General features: G+C 58.1%; 15 protein-coding genes. 6 read left to right on the top strand and 9 right to left on the bottom strand.

The window, feature by feature from the left end:
* Positions 1-180 precede the first annotated feature (180 nt).
* Positions 181-579: a hypothetical protein gene (locus QQK18_RS26075; protein ID WP_284343343.1), complete on the bottom strand. Its 399-nt coding sequence runs from the start codon at positions 577-579 to the stop codon at positions 181-183.
* A 483-nt stretch (positions 580-1,062) separates the two neighbouring features.
* Between QQK18_RS26075 and QQK18_RS26070 the strand changes: the two genes are divergently transcribed.
* The 3 genes from QQK18_RS26070 (at position 1,063) to QQK18_RS26060 (ending at position 4,569) form a co-directional block, all read left to right on the top strand.
* The gene (locus tag QQK18_RS26070) at positions 1,063-2,544 is read left to right on the top strand and encodes an oligosaccharide flippase family protein (protein WP_284343342.1); all 1,482 of its coding nucleotides are present in this window, start codon (positions 1,063-1,065) and stop codon (positions 2,542-2,544) included.
* A 144-nt stretch (positions 2,545-2,688) separates the two neighbouring features.
* Positions 2,689-3,864, top strand: coding sequence for a glycosyltransferase family 2 protein (locus QQK18_RS26065; protein WP_284343341.1), 1,176 nt, complete (start codon positions 2,689-2,691; stop codon positions 3,862-3,864).
* 189 nt (positions 3,865-4,053) lie between these two features.
* A complete protein-coding gene (locus QQK18_RS26060) occupies positions 4,054-4,569 on the top strand; it encodes a transglutaminase-like cysteine peptidase (RefSeq protein WP_284343340.1) in 516 nt (171 codons plus the stop codon).
* A 282-nt stretch (positions 4,570-4,851) separates the two neighbouring features.
* Here QQK18_RS26060 and QQK18_RS26055 read toward each other — a convergent pair whose 3' ends face one another.
* Positions 4,852-6,090 carry a hypothetical protein gene (locus tag QQK18_RS26055; RefSeq protein ID WP_284343339.1) on the bottom strand — a complete coding sequence of 413 codons (1,239 nt, stop codon included), beginning with the start codon at positions 6,088-6,090 and terminating at the stop codon, positions 4,852-4,854.
* A gap of 71 nt (positions 6,091-6,161) precedes the next feature.
* Complete coding sequence (locus tag QQK18_RS26050) at positions 6,162-8,153, bottom strand: tetratricopeptide repeat protein (RefSeq protein WP_284343338.1); 1,992 nt, start codon at positions 8,151-8,153, stop codon at positions 6,162-6,164.
* Between the two features lie 275 nt (positions 8,154-8,428).
* On the opposite strand from QQK18_RS26050, the gene QQK18_RS26045 reads away from it, so the two are divergent.
* Positions 8,429-9,391: a glycosyltransferase family 2 protein gene (locus QQK18_RS26045; RefSeq protein WP_284343337.1), complete on the top strand. Its 963-nt coding sequence runs from the start codon at positions 8,429-8,431 to the stop codon at positions 9,389-9,391.
* Between the two features lie 17 nt (positions 9,392-9,408).
* Here the strand turns inward: QQK18_RS26045 and QQK18_RS26040 are convergent, their stop codons facing one another.
* From QQK18_RS26040 to QQK18_RS26025, 4 genes are all read right to left on the bottom strand, one after another.
* Positions 9,409-10,767, bottom strand: coding sequence for a hypothetical protein (locus QQK18_RS26040; RefSeq protein ID WP_284343336.1), 1,359 nt, complete (start codon positions 10,765-10,767; stop codon positions 9,409-9,411).
* A 22-nt stretch (positions 10,768-10,789) separates the two neighbouring features.
* Positions 10,790-12,937, bottom strand: coding sequence for a GumC family protein (locus tag QQK18_RS26035; RefSeq protein ID WP_284343335.1), 2,148 nt, complete (start codon positions 12,935-12,937; stop codon positions 10,790-10,792).
* A 170-nt stretch (positions 12,938-13,107) separates the two neighbouring features.
* The gene (locus QQK18_RS26030) at positions 13,108-14,262 is read right to left on the bottom strand and encodes an O-antigen ligase family protein (RefSeq protein WP_284343334.1); all 1,155 of its coding nucleotides are present in this window, start codon (positions 14,260-14,262) and stop codon (positions 13,108-13,110) included.
* Between the two features lie 193 nt (positions 14,263-14,455).
* Positions 14,456-15,163: a hypothetical protein gene (locus QQK18_RS26025; protein WP_284343333.1), complete on the bottom strand. Its 708-nt coding sequence runs from the start codon at positions 15,161-15,163 to the stop codon at positions 14,456-14,458.
* A gap of 407 nt (positions 15,164-15,570) precedes the next feature.
* On the opposite strand from QQK18_RS26025, the gene QQK18_RS26020 reads away from it, so the two are divergent.
* Positions 15,571-16,053: a hypothetical protein gene (locus QQK18_RS26020; protein WP_284343332.1), complete on the top strand. Its 483-nt coding sequence runs from the start codon at positions 15,571-15,573 to the stop codon at positions 16,051-16,053.
* Positions 16,054-16,074: 21 nt separating this feature from the next.
* Here the strand turns inward: QQK18_RS26020 and QQK18_RS26015 are convergent, their stop codons facing one another.
* Positions 16,075-16,452 (bottom strand): hypothetical protein, encoded by a 378-nt coding sequence (locus QQK18_RS26015; protein WP_284343331.1) that lies wholly within the window; start codon positions 16,450-16,452, stop codon positions 16,075-16,077.
* Between the two features lie 271 nt (positions 16,453-16,723).
* On the opposite strand from QQK18_RS26015, the gene QQK18_RS26010 reads away from it, so the two are divergent.
* Positions 16,724-17,881 (top strand): glycosyltransferase family 4 protein, encoded by a 1,158-nt coding sequence (locus QQK18_RS26010; protein WP_284343330.1) that lies wholly within the window; start codon positions 16,724-16,726, stop codon positions 17,879-17,881.
* Here the strand turns inward: QQK18_RS26010 and QQK18_RS26005 are convergent.
* Positions 17,868-18,983: a glycosyltransferase gene (locus QQK18_RS26005; RefSeq protein WP_284343329.1), complete on the bottom strand. Its 1,116-nt coding sequence runs from the start codon at positions 18,981-18,983 to the stop codon at positions 17,868-17,870. The genes QQK18_RS26010 and QQK18_RS26005 overlap by 14 nt on opposite strands.
* Positions 18,984-19,276: the final 293 nt, after the last annotated feature.

Genomic DNA, 19,276 nt, shown 5'->3' with positions numbered 1-19,276 from the left:
GCGATGTGCGGCAGGAAGATTGAGCGCCGGACGTCCAAGTCTATTGGAACGTAAGGCCCTTGGTGGAAGAAGCGGGCGTGGTGGCACTGCGGGACCCGCCTAGGCACCAGATCGATTAGTGCCCAATCGAGGGGGAGGCGATCACCGTCGCCTTCCGTCGCTCATGCTGCTCGACTGTGTCTACTGCACGGACAGATACACAGCGCCGGCTGCGAAACTGCCACCCGGATTTTTGCGGGAGGTCGAGATATTTGCTTTGGCAAAGCCAGCACTCACGAGATGGTCACGAACAACGACGCATTGTTGGCGCGCAAACTCGCGGCTCGTGTCACCGCCGTCCCTAGCCACGCACACAAGCGAGATACTGCAGTCTGAAGCTTTCGCCTGGCGGCCATATCCAGCTATCTCCCGTCCAACACTTGGCGCTAATCCGTCTTTCGTGTCGGGAATGCCTTGTAGCACGGCAGTCCCCGATATTGAGCAGTTGGACTGTGATTCCTGGGCAAGTACTGCTTCTCCGAACGCGATGCCCCCAAGAACGGACAGCGTCACTGCAATGCCTATCATGACGCGGTTCATGCAATGTCTCCTATCCCCTTCATAGACAGAAAGTTAACGGGTATTAGAATGTCACTGTCAAGTTCTGCTTCGTGTCCGAACTGGCGACAAGGCTCTATGAGCGACCTCAATCGCTTGATCGAGCGCGTGCGGCGAGCATGGGTTCACGCGAGAGAGTTACCGAAAAGGCGCCGTGACTGCATTGGACGCTCCACGCTGCTCGTTTCCGACAGCGCCGGATTCCCCTGTTCTTCCGATAACATAATCGAGCAACAGCTTCTGGTGCCGGCGTACGTCCGGGTCGATAGTTGCATTTTCACCCTGGTCACCTAGCGACGCTGCAGCACACCCTTGCAAAGGCAAAACCACCCATCGGCTCTTTCCGCAGGGCCGGCTTCACGATATTGCTTGCCAGAGATTGCCGCAGAGCATCTGGCTTACCTTCGCTTCGCAGATCAGTGTACCTGATTGGTCCTGTGGACTGACAACCTGAAGTCACACTGAATGAACTTGGCATCCCAGTTTCGAAGAAGCGTGGTCTGGTCAGTCCTTGGCAACATTGGCAACAATCTCGTCAGCTTTGTCGTTTTTGCCTTGGTGGCCCGCCTGGTCGAGCCGGGAGACATCGGGGTACTGGCTGTTGCCATGGTCTTCATCGAAATGGGCAAGGTGTTCGTCTACGCAGGCGTTCCGGACCTGATCGTCAGGCAAAAGGTCTGGGACGAGGGGTATGCCATGATGTGCTTCTGGCTCAATCTGGCGGCCGCGCTGATCTCTGCGGTCCTGGTCGTCGTGCTTGTTGGGCCGGCAGTGGAGGCGAGTTTCGCGCCCGGCATAACGCCGATACTCGCCGTGCTGGTAATCTGTTTCGTGATCGACAGCATCAGGGTTGTGCCGGAGTCGAAACTGCGGCGAAGCTTTGATTACAAAAGTCTTGCCCGCCGTGGTGTCGGCGCAAACCTGATTGCAGGCGTGTTAGCAATCGCCCTCGCGTTGCTGGGGTGGGGAGTCTGGGCCCTTGTCGTGCAGCGTGTGGCAAGCTCACTTTTCACCACAATTCTGACCTTGGTTGCAGCTCGCTGGCTGCCGTCTGGCGTTGGCTCGTGGCGTGGCTTTGTTCCGGCCCTGGGGCACGGGGCTGGCCTGGTGGGCGGATCGATGCTGAAGCTGCTTTCCGACAGGCTGCCCGATCTCCTGTTCGGCTTCTTCTTGGGACCCGCTGCTGTGGGTATCTTCAGGGTCGGAGCGCGCGGTTTCGAGGCGCTCGTCCAGTTCGCGGTCCACCCGGTTCGTTCGGCCTCGTTATCGACCTATGCGGCTGCCAATGCGCAAACGGGAAAACTTGAGAACAGCTTGCTACACTCGTTGGCAAGCGCCTCCTTATTCACGTTCCCGGTGTTTTATGGCGCAGCTGCGGTCAGCACCGAGTTTGTGCAGCTTGTGTTTGGCCCTCAGTGGAGCGCCTCCGCGGTAATTATGGCCACACTATGCTTAACCTGTCCGCCGCTTGTGCTCAGCGCGTTGCTTCAGTCTGCTCTATCGGCCCAGCACAAAACCTCAGCCATCCTGAGGCTCAATGCGGCAAACGCCACTACGACCGTTGCCGTGCTCCTCATCGGTATTCCGACACTGGGCCTTGTCGGAACAACGGCAGCCTTGACCGGGCGAAGCTATCTCGGAATGGTGTTCAACATTATGGTTACGGTCCCAGGAGTTGGCCTTCGCATGGGCGACGTATTCAGGGCTGTGTTTCCGCCGCTCGTGGGCAGCACACTATTTCTGGTAGGCGTCTCCGGCATGCAGAACTTCGTCCCCATGCCGCCGCTGTTGCAATTGTTAAGCTCTGTTGGGTTGGGTGTCGTGATCTATTTGGCCGCAATGCTGTTGCTCTTCAGGCGCTTTACGCTACGCACCTTGAGCTTTGGTGAGCAGCCGCTTTCAGCTGCTATCCGGAAGATCTTCGCTCGTTTGAACTTTAGCCGCTGAGGATATACCGGAGCATCGGACCGAGTAGTGCGAAGCGATTTTCGACTGAATCCGATGTGGCAATCCAGCTGGGCTGTGGGGAGACCGGTGGAATGATCAAACCGTGAGACGAGTTGCCGTCGTCATCGCAGCTAGTGCCAATCCATGACGAACTGCGCGACCGTAAGGCACCGAGGGGAGCTGGACGACCGGTTAGGTGTCGAGTATGAGTTACTTCCAGTAAAGCTGAATATAGAACAGGTCTCGAATATGGTTTATCTCGCACAGCAACCGCGAATATCCATTGGGATTCCAACGTATGTGCGCACCACTTACATTGGGACGGCGTTGGAAAGCTGTTTTTCCCAAACTTTTTCCGATTATGAAATAATCGTACACGACGACACTCAAGACGAATCGATAAAAGGAATTGTCGAGTCTTACGGCAGTCCTCGATTACGCTATGTGCAGAATACACCGCCCCTGGGTTTGGTGTCCAAGCTCAACGACTTACTGACGCGAGCTCGGGGGCAATGGCTGGTCATTCTATGCGACGACGATGCGTTCGAGCCTGGCTTGCTTGAGGAGTTGCTACAGCTTGCGCAGGCGCACCCGTACGCGTCTCTCCTCCGGTCGCGTAACCGCTTGATCGATGAAGCTGGACGAGAACTGACGCTGGATCTCTCATGGCCTGAAGTACTCGACAGCAGCAGCTTTTTGGAACGCTTATTCCTGCCTGGAGACCGCAATATTGCCATGAACCTGACAGGCATGATGTTCCGCCCTGCGCAGCTCCAAGCCTTGGGAGGTTTTGTCAACCTCTATCGTGCGTGGCACGTTGATCGGCTCGCCTGGGCACAATTGGGAGCCGAAGGGCCGGTGGTAAGCAGTCCGAACGTCTTGTGCAACATCCGCATACACGAAGGCTCCATTACCTCGGGCAGTATTCCTGACTACGGCAAGGCTCTGGAATCCGACCTGGTGATGAAGGGCATCGTTGAGCGGTTGATCGCAAACAAGCTCGCGGTCGCGACGAGCGAAGCCGAGAAGCAGAACCTGCATTCGGCAGGCACTGCCTTTGCCGGCTATCTCGCCCGCCATATGTCACGCTCGTTGGATCATGGGCTTCTAGCAGCCCTTGCCAGCCCGGATGCCGGTAAGCAATCGGACTTGCTGAACGTAATGGCTCAGCTGAACATACCGTCCTTTTCGACTGAGCGAGCCTACCGTGTGCTGCGCCACTTGCCGCTTTGGGCACGAAAAGCGGCCGTAGCCTGCATCTACAGGTATAAGCAGCACTGGTTTAAACGCCCCGCCAAACGGCGCAAATCTGGCGCCTAGCGCCTTATGCGGTCTGACGAAACAGAGCGCCCAGTCTAGGTCTTCGTCGTCGCAACGTATCCTGCGGAAGACGGCCGAACGCGAGGCGGCGACGCACAAATTTACGACTATTAGGAGCGTATTAACTCATCCATCGGCAACCTCACCCATACTGCAAGTATGATGGGAGTTATCGTTGTGGCAAGGTCAATGCGAGCGAGCGTCTTTTTTGCCGTTCTGGTTGGCGCCGTCTGCTCCTTGTCTCTTGCAGTTGGTGCAAAGGAAGTCAGGCCACCTTTGGGTCTACAGCTTTTCTGTTTGCAGAATCCGGCATCCTGCAAGCCATCCCATAATACGAGCCTCCGCTACTCCAACGAGGTGGGTCAGCTGCTTTTGCAGGTGAACCGCCAATTCAACAACTCCATCAAGCCTCGAGCAGATCGATTTGAAACCTGGTCTGAAACAGGCAGTTCTGGAGACTGCGAAGATTATGTGTTGGCCAAGCGCGCGACGCTGGTTCGAGCCGGCATCCCAGCCGGCGCGCTGCGCATTGCCTATACCACCACGCGCGCAGGAGAGGCGCACGCCATTCTCGTCGTCGTAACTGATCGCGGTGATTTCGTTCTCGATAATCTCAGTGCCCGGGTCTTATCGGTAGCCGAGGCCGGATATTCGATACACCGGATTTCGTCAGGCGACCTCCTTGGCTGGGTCGCCTACAACTGATCTTGCTGGATGGCTGGCATCTTGCGCCCTTTGCGCCACCCCCGTGGAACGCGTGTCCACGTGTCGACGCGCTCGTCCACCCGGTCTGGCGCGCGCATGGTGGTGCCTGAGCCTATTAGTGACTTCGCCAGACGAGCATCGCGCCGCTAAGGGTGGGGCTCCATGTCGAGAGCCTTCGATGGGGCTACGCGAGTGAGTGGCTCGATCTAAAAAACTGGACATTCGCTACGCGCCCCAACTTGGGTGCTATTCCCACCACCCCTCGTCAAAACTGTCCTTGGCTCAGCCCTGGCGGAGCCGAGAGGAATCTGCCGAACTAGCGAAGAGGTTCATGGAACGCGGAAGGCCCGAAGTATCGGTGTTTACCAGATGCACGTCCACATTATCGCCTTCCGCGTAGATGGCTATATCTGTGCTGCCGCCTGCGAGAAACCCGTTCTGCCAGACGACATGAGCAGCTCGATTGTCGCCGCCTTCGGCGCCGCTGAGCCACATGTGATGGGCTGCGCCATTGCCGCCGCGATCGGTTGGCTTGAGGCTACGGCAACCCTGCAACTGGACCGGGGTACGACTAGATCCGCCCCAGATGCGATAGTTGCGCTTGTTGCTCTCGGAAACGCAATTGATCAGCCGCGTCGCTTCCGACTTCAAATCATAGCCACCATCGGAATGGCCATATGAACGATGGTTCTGTACAACAATGTTGTAATTTCCACGTTCACTGGCAACGCCATCTCCATTCCAATACTTGTCCTGAGGACGTATATCCAAGCAGTTTGCGGTGAAGCCGCCAGCCACTTGCAGACCATTGGCGGTGTCGTGGCACTCGATGCCGACGGCGAAATTGTCACCGTACTGCTGCCCGCTATCGAGTTCGCAGTTCTCGACGAGCCAGTTGGAAGAACGTCCGTGAAAACGAATCGCCTTCTTAGAGAATCCGCGTCCGCTGAAGCCGCGGATGGTCAAGCCACTGACGGCGGAGCTGTCGTCAGTGTAGATCCCGTCGCGGATATTTGTAAACGCAATGTTCTGAAACACCATGCCGCGAGCGCGACTGCCGGACATGTCCGCCACGCGCCCCACGTTTTTGACGTTGAGGTTCGCAAGCGTCAGGCCAGAAGCACCGGAGCCGATCCTGAAGAGTGTGTTGCCGCCAAAGTCACGCGCATTGGCTTTGCCGCCGTTCCAGTTGCGCCGCGATCCGACGATCCTCGCAAAACTGGCGGCCATGTTCCGTGTACAGCCGGATATGGTGACCTGCGAGGCGTTCGACAGGTCAATCGTGTCTGCAACTTCGTACTGCCCTTCTGCCAGGATCGCAACGAGTCCTCCGGCTCCAACGCTTTCTATCAGCCCAGGAAGATTGTCGATGCTGGCGGCGTCCTCCCAAGACGTGCCGTTTCCCGAACCGCCGGGTGCAACATATGCGACATTGGCTGCGGCGCGTGGCATTCCACCGGCAATCAACCCTGCAGCGCTTGCCGCAGACGCAGCGAGAAGATCTCGGCGAGTGAACGTCATCTGGTGCTCCTGCTTAATGGCAGTATCCGTCTACGCGCGAACGCAGAGTATAAAGGCGCGTTGCGCAAATGCTAGTTGGCGGATGCCGGTCCGCTCGCTTCCAGCTCAGATTGAGCTGCTCTAGCCAGGGGAGGGGGCTGAAGGATGTAATTGCCGAGCGTAACGACCGTTCCCCTCGTCAGGGGACCCGGTGCGCAGGTAGCCTGGGCGCCAAGCTCTGCACATGTTGCGTTGAATGCTCGAATGGTCTGTCGGTCGAGACTTCCAGAAACTGGTCCAGTGTAATTGCCCCGCTCGGTGAGGCCTTTCTGGAGAATATACACATATGCTCGAGCATTCTCTCGCCGCAACATGTCGAGCACGCCCATCGCACTCCTCTGCGACAGCGTCATGAACTGCTCGCTTATCTTCTCGAGTGTCTCCGGACGTTCGCTTTGCAACGCAGTTATATGGATCCGTTCAACAGTTGCGAGGTCGGGTCCAATTTTGTCCTCGACAGCGGCGAGAAAGTCGTTGGCGGCATCCAGGTCAGGTCGCAGCAGCAGGCCGTTTCCGTCGCGGTAGAGGCCGATCAGGAAGCGGGCCGCTTCAACGTCCCCATCCAGTGCAGCCTGATTTAGCATACTGATGACCCCGCTCACGCCCTCCGCAGGGAACGCTCCATCCAGTTGAAGGCGAGCAAGGGTCGCTGGCGCCCCCGGGATGCCTCCGTTGATGGCGCCATCCAGAATGGCGCGGGCATCTTCGCGATGCGTTCGTGCGAGCGGACCGGAAACGATGGCGGAACTCACGCTCAACGCGGCGTCGGTATTGCCCACTGCCAATGCGAGATCTAGATAGCGGCGGACGTTCTCGTAATTGGCGGGAAAGGGCTCGTTGCTAGCATAGAGAACGGCAAGATCTTCTGCAGCCTCCCCGTCGCCCAGATTTGCCGCCTCTTCCAGAAGCTCCAGGGCCCTTGCCGGATCTACACTGCCGAACCGCCCGGTAAAGTAAGCCTGGGCGAGCGCGCGCTTGGCCGAGGAACTTCCAAGGCTCGACGCCTGGTTGTAGAGTGCCAGCGCCTCTCCAACATTGGCCGGCACACCACCCAAACCCGTTGCGTAGATTTCGGCGAGACGGATGGTACCAGTCACATTGCCACGATCGGCCGCAGTTTCGTAATGTTGGACGGCGCGAGTACTGTCCACGGGAACAAACTCGCCTCGGGCGAAGATATCGCCCAAGGCGATCTCAGAAGCAGCATCTCCCGCTGAGGCGAGAGCGGCCAGCATATCGATGGCGCCCGCAATATCCTGCGGTACTGACTCACCTCGCAGTTGCATGTCGGCGATGCGGCGTTCTGCGCTGACGTCTCCGTTTTCCGAAGCCTGCTCAAAGAAATCCATGGCAAGGTCGAAATCTGGTGGACTACGCCGCGACCCAGATCGCAACACATCGCCAAGGGCGACGATCGTGGCGTTCTGGTCGGACACCAGTCCCACGCTGAAATAGTCAAAGGCCTTGTCAAGATCGGCAGCAACGCCACGACCACTTGCATAGAGACCGGCCAGGACGTTTGCTGCCTCGATGCTTCCGTCGAGAGCGGCCCCTTCGATCAGATCGAAACCGCGCGCTTGGCCTTCGGCAGAAAAGTCCGTCGCCAGATAGAGCTGACCAAGCGAAACGGCCGCGCTCGTCGATCCCTGCTCAAGCGCAGCCTCGAGGAAGGTTTTGGCTTTTACGAGATCCGGTGCCAGACCAAAGCCGCCTCGCCCATAAACGTTTCCCAAAAGCAGGTTTGCTTCGGCCGCGCCTGATTTTGCCGCTTGCTCGGCCAGTTCGATGCCCTGGCGTTGTTCTTCGGTCGACGACGATGCCAGATATCTGCGGGCCAAGGCCAGGCTGGCCATGGCATCGCCTGTTTCAACACGCTCCTGGAATCGCTCTATGGCCTCGTGCTGAACGGCTTCGAACGTGTCTCCAAAACCGCTCAAGGAACCGCCGAATTCCTGCGCGCTCACGGCCATGGTGCCCAGCACGCAAATTGCGAACAGCCCGGAGAATCCTCGCGCGATCTTCATAAGTCAACACCGTTATCGAGCAGCTACTGAAACAGCGCTGCAGGGGGCCGCGAAATGAGAATTGGGGCTTGGCCCCCATTAGTCAACACATAATTGATGACAAAAAACGGAGTGGTTACCGGTCAAATCGCACTGGAAAGGCCTGGGCACAACTCTCGCAACTTGACGCTTTCTCGTCGGCAGGTTTTCTGCTTCCTCTTGGCCAAGCGGACGCTGAATGGCGGCGGAGCGCGAAACCTGCTCCAATAGCTGATATCAATGACAGGAGTAGAGCAGTGTATGGGTTTTCGGTCGTCGTTCCGCTCTATAACAAGGGCCCACACATTGAGCGCGCGGTTCAGTCCGCGCTCAACCAGACACTAATGCCGACTGAAATACTCGTCATTGACGATAGTTCGACCGACGGCGGCTACGAGTGGGTCAAAGCTCACGGTCATCGGGCATTAAGGCATGAACAGCGGACCCAGCCTGGCCCCGGGGGGTACGCGGCGCGCAATCGAGGCATCGAACTTGCGACGGGCGATTGGGTTGCGTTCCTCGACGCTGACGACGAGTGGAAGCCGGACCATTTGGAGACGTTGGCGACCGCGCTCGGCGGTCAACTGCTGCCCGACGAGTTCACGATCCTCTTTTCAGGCTACGAAAGCATCTTCGAAGGCGGTTTTAGGGAGGTCGATGCCTTCGCTCGGCGGTACGCCGGGTCTATCAAGGCCATGAATTTCGCAGAACTGATCGAAGAGTGGATTACGTTCAACAACTCCCCTGTTTGGACCTCGGCAACGGCCTGCCGCAGGTCGGCCCTGATCGAAGCAGGCATGTTTCCCGATGGCCGCTGCAAGCGCGGAGGTGACAAGGATACCTGGCTGCGCGTTGCTCATCTCGGCAAACTGCTGTTTACCGGGGCTGTTACGGCCAACTACTATCGTGATGCCGTGAATATGACGACCAACAAGGGGTATGCCAATTCGGTGCCCTGTTCTGTTCCCACGCTCGATGCACTGGCGGCGCTCCACGAGCCTCCGGCGGCTAGGAGGCTCTCGCACCTTAAGAACCTGGAGATTTTCAACTACGCGATGGTGAGTGCGAGAACCGAAGGGCTCTCTCCTGCCAGCATCGTCAATTTCGACGGCTCGACGGATCCTTGGGGGCTTGCGCTGCTCCGTATCCTGGCCACGCCTTTGGGGCAGATGGCGGCACGCAGCATGCATCGTACCCGGCGATTGTTGCGTGGACGCTGATCGTCTGGCGCACTCGTCTACGGTTGCGCGAAGCCGTGGCGCAGCGGCGCAAGCCGGCTCCCCGACATGACGCGTTTCGCCGGGACGCGTTGGTAAAGGTAATAATAGACAGTATACCCGCAGATGACGGCATAGAGGATCACGCCCTCTATGGTGAAGGTTGGCATCGTTCCCAGGCAGAGCAGGCCATAGGAGATGTGCGCACCCAGCAAATGCCATCTCTTGTCGGGCCGGGCCAACACCGCGAGTACAATGAAGTGCAGCTGCATGTAGGCGAATATCAAGGCGCCGACGAAGCCAAGCTCATAGATATAGGAGATGTAAACATTATGCGCATAGAGAGCGAAGGCTCTCTGCCAGGAGTCGGGCCCAAAGCCGAACACCAAGTGCGAAATGTCAGATCGCAGCGTGGTAAAGAAATAGTCGTTCCAGATAAGGATTCGACCAGAGAGCAGGCTGCGGTCGTCAGGCGTAAGCTCCATTGGCGGGCGGATCAGGCCTCCGCCCGATGTCAGGAGCGTTCCCAGATCCGCCATCCGCTGCGAAAATAATCCAGCAACAGTGAAGCCTATGATGAGCGCCAGCAGGAAGGCGCCGGACCGAACATAGTTGCCAAGGCGGGCGCGCGCGACGGTGGCGCTGCCGAATATGAAGTGCGCAAGCAGGATCGGCACTCCTGAAAGCACTGCCGTTCGGTAGTTTGCAAAGACTAGGGCCGCAAATATGACTGCTACGTAGATCGATCGCCGCCGCCAGCTCAGCCCCGCAGCCAAGGCCGCAATGACCAAAGCGGTAAGGAGAAGGGTAGAAAAGACGCCTTCATGGACATATCCGCCCATGAAGCTCACGGAACCGTCACTTTCGGACGCTTTCCCCAGCCGAAGCACGATGGACATCAGCTGGTAGAGGATAGGCACCACGAATGCGGCGAGCATAGCCCTGCTTGTCGAGCCGTCATTGGCTTCGGCATCTACGGCCTTGGCAACCAGGATCATGAGGGACAAGAATAGCAATTGCCTGATCAGTGCGTTGACTGTCCCCGTAAGCTCCATGTTCCAGAAGCCGCTCATCAGCAAAGCCAGGATCATGGCAAAGACGGGCAGGAAGACCTTGTAACGCAGCAGATCTCGCCAGGTGATCAGGAGGCAAAGCGCCGTAAGGCCGAGGGTCAGAAACGAATTGATACTCTGCCCGGCGAACACCGCTTTTGTGGTGTAGTCGTGAAAGAAGGTCGTGATATATCGAGCAGACAGAAGGATGTAGAGAAGCCCGCCCAGGCTGTGCAGCCTGGGTGCCAGGTACAAAGTCAAAAGCAGCCACGCCCCTAGGCCCAGCCCCAGCAAGGCGATTGGCATGCCCGAAGAACCATCGATCATCGGCGGTCTCCCCGAGCGCCTGTCAAGCCTGCGCGTAGTAGCCGCCGAAACGCCGCCGGGCCTCTGCGCGGGATTGGGGCTCCGCGTTGAGCACCGCGACGATTTCAGTGGTATCCTGCTTGGCCTCCAGCAGTTCACGAATGGTTGCCCGCACTTCGCGCTGAGAGGTGGTGCCAAAGCGCACCACATTGACGATGACGTCCACGTGCTGGGAAAGGTAGAGCGCATCGACAATCGCGCCAACGGGCGGCGTGTCAACGATGACAATATCGTACTGGTGCGCCGCCGAACTCAACAGCTTCCCAAAGCGTTCGCCAGAAACCACCTGGCCCGCTGCGCTGCCGATCAAATTGCTGCCCAGGAGGAACTCGGCACTGCTAAGCGTATCGGCGTGAACCAGGTCGCGGAAGGTGTCGCCCGATGCATTGGAGGCAAGATAGTTGGCTAGGTTGTCATTCGCAGTCAGGCCAAGCTCACGGTGGACACTGGGCCGACGAAGATCGGCGTCGATCAACAGCGTTTTCCTCCCTGAAATGGCATATGTGCGTGCCAAGGTAACGGCCGCTGTGGTCTTACCTTCCCCGGCATTCGCCGATGTCACCAGGATAATGGCTGCCTCGCCTGAAGGCTCATTGCCCCTGATACGGCGCAGCGCCTGGTCAACGCTGATCATGACGCGGCGCACGGCCTCTGCCAGCGTGGAATACGGCTGCTTGGCGACGAGTTCGGCAATGCTCCTTATCGGCTTACCATCCTCGCTCCGCCCAAGCCGCCTCTGCAGGGGAATGCTGGTAATGGCATGGAAGCCCGAAACGCCTCCCAGTTGCTCCGTACTGGTCACGCCGCCGATCAGTTGCTCGCGAACGAAAGCAACGATAAGTCCAGCGATCGTTCCAACGATTGCAGCCAAGCCAATGAGAAAGCGCGTATTGGGGAAGGATGCGCTTGTGGGGGGCGTAGCTTCGGATACCACACGGCTGTCGGCCAGCTGAAGGTAGGCTTGAGCCTCGATATCACGAAGGCGAACCAGCATCTGCTGGTACTGAGTGCGGGCAATCTCCGCATTCTGCTGAAGTTCATACATGGTGGCCAGAACCTCCGGCGGGAGATCGCTGGTCAAGATGCTCGAACGCAACTGCAACTGGAGATCAGTCTCGAGGGCTCGATTGGCTGCGACCTCAGCGCGAAGCTGCTCAAGTTGCGCGTTGGCCTGTGCGCTCAAACCATCGATGACACCAACCAGTTCGGCTCGCAAGGCCTCGGCTTGTTCAGAACCATCGACGATATCGCTCAGCTGCTGCTGAATTTGCTGCCGCTGCCGCTCAAGCTCCCGCAGAGTTCCGTTGTCCAGGTTCTGTACAACCTGCGCCCAATCCTGCGAGGCAAGCGCGGTCTCCAAAACGGTCAGCTCCTCGCCGGCCTGCTCGCGCTGCGCGACGACGTCCTCGAGCTCCACCCGTAGCTGATCGATGTCTGTTCGTCCGGATTGCTCAGCAATCGTTCGAGCACTCGAAATGATGAAGTCGTTGAAAGCTCGCTCTGCTTTTACGAGGCCTGCTCGGGTCTCGGTGACCCGATCCTCCAGTATGTTTCGTCCGGAGAGTACGCCATTGATCTTCGATTGTAGCTGCGCGCGGATATATACGTCTGCCATTGTGTTGGCGATACGGGCCGCTTTTTCCGGCGTGTTCGCGTTGGCAGAGATCGTGATGAGGTACGTCAGCCCCTGCCGTTCGACGGTGATCGCGTTCTGAAGTGCTCCAACGGCATGTATGCGCCTTTCCTCAGTCGTATATTCTTCCGGCGGCGCAATACGAAGCAGGGTGGCAATTCTTTCGCGAAGACCAGGTTGCGGTTGATAGGCAGGATCCTCCGCAAGCTTGAGCCGATCGAGCACCTCCTCCACGATGGTCTCCGCCTGGGCAATCGAAACCTCACTCTCCACCCGTGCATTGTCTGATGCGGCACTCGATGAACCGTTCGTGGGATTGAGAAGGTTTTTCTCGGAGGGGTCCACAAGGACCAACGTCGTGGCTCGGTAGATAGGGGTCAGAGACAGTATGGCAACGCTCGAGGCGCCGACGACAACGACGAGAACAGCAAGAATAAGTCCGGCCTGACGTCGAACAGTTCCAAGGAAACTGCGGAGATTGAATTCTTGCTCGTGCATTTAGAACCGTTCTATCCAGAGGTTTTGGAGCGGCACAGTACACAAGCAGCGGCGGAATTGGCTACTGCCGAGTCTTGCAACGCAGTTGCGACATAAAGTGCTGGTTAACACGGGCGGCGCCTACGACACTCGAAAATGTTTGCGTTCCCGGAGGTGAGAGCATCTTTGCGCTAAGGTACTTCTTGCGGATCCGTGTTTGCCTGTGGGCCCACGCATTGGGCAAGCGACGCAGCGGTCAGTGAAATAAGCCATATGGTCACGGCTTGTATCTCCATGCTGAAATCCACCAGCCCGTGAACGCCGACGACGGTCAAGAGACCCAAGCCCAGGGAGGCCGCAAACCAACGGCGGCGGTCTCGCACAAGGCCACGGATGAGCATCCACCCCATGGCTGCAAACAGCGCGATAGCTGCGGTGGCAATCGGCAGGCCAAGCTCCGCCGCCAATGTGAGATAGGTGTTGTGCGCCTTGTCCCAAACTCGGTCCGGCGCAACTGGCAGGGCGTGGACAGAAGGGTAAATCAGCTCGAAACTGCCACCGCCAAACCCGGTCCAGGGGCGAGCAAGTATCAGATCCACGACCTGTTGGTACAATGCCAGCCTGATATCCCACGATTGTTCGAGCTCGAGCAGTCGCTCGATCAGCGGGCCGCCTTGCAGAGCAGCCAGGCCCCCGCCTGCAATTAGTGCACTCAACAATACCCACTTCGCCCGAGAGTGCAGTCGCGCAGAAATGATGACCAGGAACGTCACCAGAACACCTGCCACCCCTGCTGTCGCACCCATTCTGGACTGGCTCGCCACTAAAGCAGCCGCTGCGACGAGGAACGCACCCAAGGTGAGAGCCAGCCGCAGCCAAATGAGATCGCCGCGATAGATTTCCCGTCTCTTGCCTACTGCCAAAAGCGCTCGGGCCAGTTGGGCAATTCCAAGGCAACAGGTCAATGCCGCAAAGGTGGCAAAGGAATTTCGATTGATGAAAGTGCCCGTAGCCGACCCGATATAGGCAAGCTTGGGATAGCCAAGTAGCGTATCGCCGCTGCGGAGCATGAACAGGGCGGCGCCGGTATGAAGCGCGCCAATGGCAAGCACTGCATCCATGAAGAAGTCGAAGCGATGTCTGTTTCGCGTAGCCTGCAGGACCAGGAAGAAGAGCACCGCATAGGTAAGCCATCGCAGCAGCATCAGAACTGTTGCCCCCGGTGTGAAACTGATCGGTTGCCACGCTGGTCGAAGTGGGAGCAGTTGCATAAGCAGGAAGGCGATGATTGTCAGGGCCAATACCGGCAGCGGTGACAACTGCGCTGCCCGAATCCGAAGTGGCATGCGACTCCACCTCAGAGACACAAAGTAATAAACTCCTATTCCGCCCACGAGCATGGCGTTGACTGACCAGAAGAGGGGGCGGTTGCTTCCGAGCGGGATCGGCGTCCAGGCGAGGAAAGCCAGAAGCAGCCACGTGAGGTGAGTTCCAGAGCGCGAGCCTGTGTACTCGAATAGAGATTCGTTCCAAGTGTCTCTAGCGACCATTCAAGCGCAGCCGCTCCTTTTCCGCCCGGGCCGCCATATTCTGAAACCGTATACGATCCGGATCGGCCAGATCAAACACGAGCAAGTCGATCCGCTGCCTGAGTTGAGGCAAGGCATGATATCGGGCCACCAGGAAAAGCCGCCCAACATCGTACCGCAGCAAAAGGCGTAGATCATCCAGATGACGTGGCCACACGTCGGGTTCGATACGGTCCGCGTTGCCTTCTACCAGATCGACCCGCAATTCGGCCTGCCACAGTTCGTAGCGACCATTGTCATAGGCTCTTCGAAGCCGTTCATTCATTCCGTTCCAGTCTTGCAGCATCGCCGCGGCAAGTGCCCCGGTGTGCCAGGCAACGGCGAATTGAGGCGAAACCAACGTCATACTGTCGGCATCCGAGAGACACCTGGACGCAATTGCCTGGTGAACCGACGTCGGCTGAGCACGACCGGTGAAGGAAGTCATGGCGACCCGACAGTCGAACAGATAGGCCAATTTGGATGAGTTCGAGAGGCCAGGGGAGATCGTGCCGCTCGATACCGCATCCACCATCGTTTGCTCGCTCCAGCCATCTGAAAAGAAGGGTGGTGCTTCGACGATGAAAACCCATAAGGCCAAGCCCATCAAACACGCTGAACAGGCGGCGTAAAGTAAAGTGGTGTTTGCGATGGGAGCAGGAACTTCGTCGCGATACATAAGGACCTTTGAATCACGGAGCGGTTCCGTCACCTATCAGTATACAAGACTGCCGCTTGCAGGATATAGAGTGGACACCCGCAGATTGCTTGATTGTACGAACACGTTAATGTGTATACGGGCTAGGGGGGGATTGCTTCCAATCTTGGGAGCACGCCCTGGCCCTGATTGCGGGCGACGACGGTATCATCATCCATGCAGTGACACTGCACGGCGGCGACAACTGCATGCTCGGCGCTAGTGGGCTCCGCCTTTCCAGCGCGGCCTTGTGCGGCACGCAGGCCCGCGAGGGATGCCTGCTTGTTGGCGGTTCCAACGAAGATGTTAACCATGTCAGTTGAACTCTCTATTGACTTTGTACTTAACCAATTATTAACTAAACGCGCGGCGTAACGCAGAGAAGTACGATGAAGAGTAGAGTTTTAACGTCGATAGCGTTTGTGGTGTTTGCGTCCCTTGCATCACCAAGCGTGGCGCAGAGCCAGACGGGTCTGGGACACGTGGTGGATGTCTGCAGTAAGATCGTCCGGATTGAGCGGCTAGAGCTTACTAACGAACCTGACGGTGCCTGCTTGGCGGTGACAGACAGCTACCTGAGGTTTGTCAAGGGTCAACAGGCCCCCGTTCGCGATCGGCTGCTGGCTGACCTTGTCGCGGAACTGTCCCACCTTCTCTTTTTGCCCAATTGCCGTATCGAGAGTGAGATTGCCAAGGCTATCTTGATGGCGAGCAGTGCTGCCGATGACGCCGAGCAGCGGGCGCAGATTGAGCTGATCTACCAGACGGTCAACGCCTGCGACTTCGTCGTGACTGCAGCTATAGCAACACCCAACCGAGTGTCGCTTGTAGACTCGCAGTCGTCGAACGGACTGCCTGCCAGCCAGAACTAGCGGGTGCACTATCATCCAGACTCAAGCTCGGTGTGCTCCACGCAGCGCCGAGCGAATGTCCCGGATCGAATGGCGCTTGCTGGACTTGGCGATGTCTGCGGCCCGCTCGATGTTGTAGCGTTTGGCGTATGCGCCGAACGCCTTGTAGTTCGGGATATTGGTTGGGTGGCCGGATAGAAGGCGATCGAGATATTCGCCGGCGAGCTCGCTGCAGAAAAGCTCATTCTCCCAATCCGGGTTCTGGACCAGCTCTCGCTCCCAGGTAATCAAATCGTTCATAGTGAACCCTAACTGGGCCGCGATGTCCTGCTGGGCCGCAAAGCGGCGATACCCTCGGCCCATTAAAAGGCGCACCTGTCTGACGGCCTCAAGCTTCCAGTTATTTCCTAGACTGCGCATTTGGCATCCTGTCCTTGGGCTTGATCAGCGGCACTCCTGTGCCTGCCATTTGCACTAGCAAATTTACATTGTCTAGGCACGCCGGGTCTTGGAAGCGAGCACATAAACCCGAGCAGTTAATCTTAGCAACAGCCAGTAGTTGAGCAGCCCCGCGGGGGCCACTATACCAAACCGGCCGCTGAGCTAGGCATGAGACCTCGTAAGCGGATGCATCGCCTGTTCCAGTGCAGGAGACACCCCTGGAGTCTGTTATCAAGAAGGCCGTAGCGTTTTGGCGAATAAGCGAACCATCGACATCATGATGATTGGGCTGAGGTCGGTGAACGGCGCTCAAGGCGGCGTCGAACGGCATGTACGCTCGCTGGTGGAGGAGTTCGACGCGATGGGGTTGGCGACCTGCATCGTGGAGAGAAGCCCGTACTCGCGCGGCGGAAGGGCTGCATTCGGGGCGCACGGCCAAATCATGCCGATTTGGTCACCGCGCAGCGCCAGCTATGAGGCGCTGGCGCACAGCGTCCTGGCAACACTGTGGGCTGGGTTGGTACGGCCACGGGTGCTGCATGTTCACGCTATCGGTCCCAGCATTGTGGCGCCGCTTGCCCGGCTCTTGGGCCTACACGTCGTTTGCACCCACCATGGCCGGGACTACGACCGCCAGAAGTGGGGTACGTTCGCAAAATTGGTGCTGCGACTGGGAGAATGGTGCCAAGCGCACTTTGCCCAGGGGCGCATTTGCGTCGCCCAATCATTGTCCCTGCAGTTGAAGGCCGAACTCGGCGTTCCGTTCACCTATATACCCAATGCCGTCAAGCTCCCTCCGCTGAGCGGCGATCCCACCATTCTGGATCAGTTGCAGTTGCAGCCCGGCAAATATGTCATCAACTTAGGCAGGCTTGTTCCTGAGAAGCGTCAGGATGACCTCATCAGGGCTTTTTCGCGTCTGGCTCGTAAAGATGTCAAACTCGTCCTCGTCGGCAGCGCCGACCATCCCAGTCAGTACAGCGAAGACCTGGCGAAGTTGGCGGACGCGGTGCCAGGCGTGATCATGGCGGGCTTCCGCCAAGGCAGCGATCTCGTCCAGTTGTTGGCCAATGCAGCGCTGTTTGCACTGCCCTCAAGCCACGAGGGCATGCCTATTGCCGCGCTTGAGGCGATGAGCCTTTCGCGCCCCGTACTGCTGAGTGATATCCCAGCTAACATGGACTTGATGCTTCCGCCGGAGTGCTACCACAAGACCGCATCCGTGGAGGACCTCGCCGAAAAGTTGGAGCATCGACTTGCGGCCCAGAGCGACGCTGGTGTGCCGGCGGTCGACTGGACCGAGGTATTGTCAGCCTATAACTGGCGCACGGTAGCTCGGCAGACCTTGGACGTTTACGATCAGGCCTCGACTGGGTTCTCTCAAGCGGTAAAGGCTAGGCGCCCGTGATGGCTTGCCAATATTTGGCGATAGTGCTGTCAAGCCCAAAGCGACTTGCGCCTGCGAGCGCGCGTGCACCGCGTTCGGCACGCTGACTGGGCAGCACGGTGGCCGAAATGGCCTTGGACATGCTTTTTGCGTCGTTGACCGGAACAAGAATGCCGAACTGGCACTCCGTGACATCGCTGATATCGAAATAGGGGCGATCGTCCAGAATTTCGGCCGGACCGGAATGGCAATTGGTCGAGACGATCGGCGTGCCGAGGCACATGGCTTCTACCAATCCGTTGGGAAAACCTTCTCCGTTTGAAGACAGCACATAGCAGTCGGCCGCTGCTATGACGCTGAACGGATTCTCACGAAAGCCGGCGAAGACGACGCGGTCCGAAATGCCCAGCTTGTCGGCATGGTCCATGAGCTCGTCCTGAAGAGGGCCTTCGCCCATGATGAGCAGCGTGCCCGTCGCACCTGAGAGGGCGAAGGCTTCGAGCAGCATCGCAAAGTTCTTGTTTGGGACCAGCCTGCCCATGCCGACGATCAGTGGACGGGCATAGTTCATTTCCATGGGCAAGGCCCCCAAGGTGCGGATCATCTCCGCATCGATTGGGTTGGAGATCACCGTGATCTTGCTTTTGGGCACGCCGTAGTTTTCCGAGAGATCTTTCGCAATGCCGGACGAAACGGCAATCACCTGATCGGCGTGCCGATAGCTCAGGTAAGTCGCGATCCGCGCCACGTTTCCCGAAATGTTTTTTGCGTGATGGCTGCTGGTGTTAACCCGCTCACTGATCACGCAACGCACCCCCAGTAATCGGCAGGCGGCGATGCTCAAGATGTTTGCCCGTGTCAGGAAACTGACGCAGGTGCTTGGCCGGATCTGTTCCAGCTTTTCCTTGAAAGGCCTGAAACCCCGAGACAGCGAGCCTCCGGTGTCGAGCTGGTGCACGATCACTTCGGGGGGCACTTGGTAGGCCTCAGGCTCGATGTCCAGGAGAACCAGGTGCAGCTCAATTTCCGGTTGCGTCTTGGCCAAACGGGTCAACAAACGGGCCATGATGCGCTCGGCGCCGCCCCCTGCAAGCGAATTGATGACGAAGGCGACCTTTTTCATGTCTCGCTGATCTCGGGCTTCAAACGTTGTGACGGTGAGTAGGCGATGCTGTCCCGTAAGAAAAGCCCCTCAACGCGACACACCTAGAGCATTGAAGGTTACCCCGATGCAGCGGCCGGATCATCGTCGTAGAGTCGCACATCCAATTTTCCTGTAAGATGTCGGCAGGAGTCTGATCGGCCCCATATGGAGATGGCAATGACCCATGTTTGCCTTGACGCGGATTCAGATGCCGCCCCCAACACTGCGACCGACTCCGCACCACGCCGACAGGCCGTGCGCGCATGACGACT

The organism is Devosia nitrariae (assembly GCF_030160115.1).
GTDB classification, from domain to species: Bacteria; Pseudomonadota; Alphaproteobacteria; order Rhizobiales; family Devosiaceae; genus Devosia; species Devosia nitrariae.
Note: the sequence above shows the minus strand (reverse complement) of the source record. Positions and strands in the feature narration are given on the sequence as shown.

Excerpts from the sequence above, each read along its gene's own strand:
- QQK18_RS26020 (WP_284343332.1), top strand. The coding sequence starts at position 15,571 with ATGAAGAGTAGAGTTTTAACGTCGATAGCGTTTGTGGTGTTTGCGTCC.
- QQK18_RS26025 (WP_284343333.1), bottom strand. The coding sequence starts at position 15,163 with ATGTATCGCGACGAAGTTCCTGCTCCCATCGCAAACACCACTTTACTT.
- QQK18_RS26015 (WP_284343331.1), bottom strand. The coding sequence starts at position 16,452 with ATGCGCAGTCTAGGAAATAACTGGAAGCTTGAGGCCGTCAGACAGGTG.
- QQK18_RS26060 (WP_284343340.1), top strand. The coding sequence starts at position 4,054 with ATGCGAGCGAGCGTCTTTTTTGCCGTTCTGGTTGGCGCCGTCTGCTCC.
- QQK18_RS26065 (WP_284343341.1), top strand. The coding sequence starts at position 2,689 with ATGACGAACTGCGCGACCGTAAGGCACCGAGGGGAGCTGGACGACCGG.
- QQK18_RS26030 (WP_284343334.1), bottom strand. The coding sequence starts at position 14,262 with ATGCCACTTCGGATTCGGGCAGCGCAGTTGTCACCGCTGCCGGTATTG.
- QQK18_RS26005 (WP_284343329.1), bottom strand. The coding sequence starts at position 18,983 with ATGAAAAAGGTCGCCTTCGTCATCAATTCGCTTGCAGGGGGCGGCGCC.
- QQK18_RS26070 (WP_284343342.1), top strand. The coding sequence starts at position 1,063 with ATGAACTTGGCATCCCAGTTTCGAAGAAGCGTGGTCTGGTCAGTCCTT.
- QQK18_RS26035 (WP_284343335.1), bottom strand. The coding sequence starts at position 12,937 with ATGCACGAGCAAGAATTCAATCTCCGCAGTTTCCTTGGAACTGTTCGA.
- QQK18_RS26040 (WP_284343336.1), bottom strand. The coding sequence starts at position 10,767 with ATGATCGATGGTTCTTCGGGCATGCCAATCGCCTTGCTGGGGCTGGGC.
- QQK18_RS26050 (WP_284343338.1), bottom strand. The coding sequence starts at position 8,153 with ATGAAGATCGCGCGAGGATTCTCCGGGCTGTTCGCAATTTGCGTGCTG.
- QQK18_RS26075 (WP_284343343.1), bottom strand. The coding sequence starts at position 579 with ATGAACCGCGTCATGATAGGCATTGCAGTGACGCTGTCCGTTCTTGGG.
- QQK18_RS26055 (WP_284343339.1), bottom strand. The coding sequence starts at position 6,090 with ATGACGTTCACTCGCCGAGATCTTCTCGCTGCGTCTGCGGCAAGCGCT.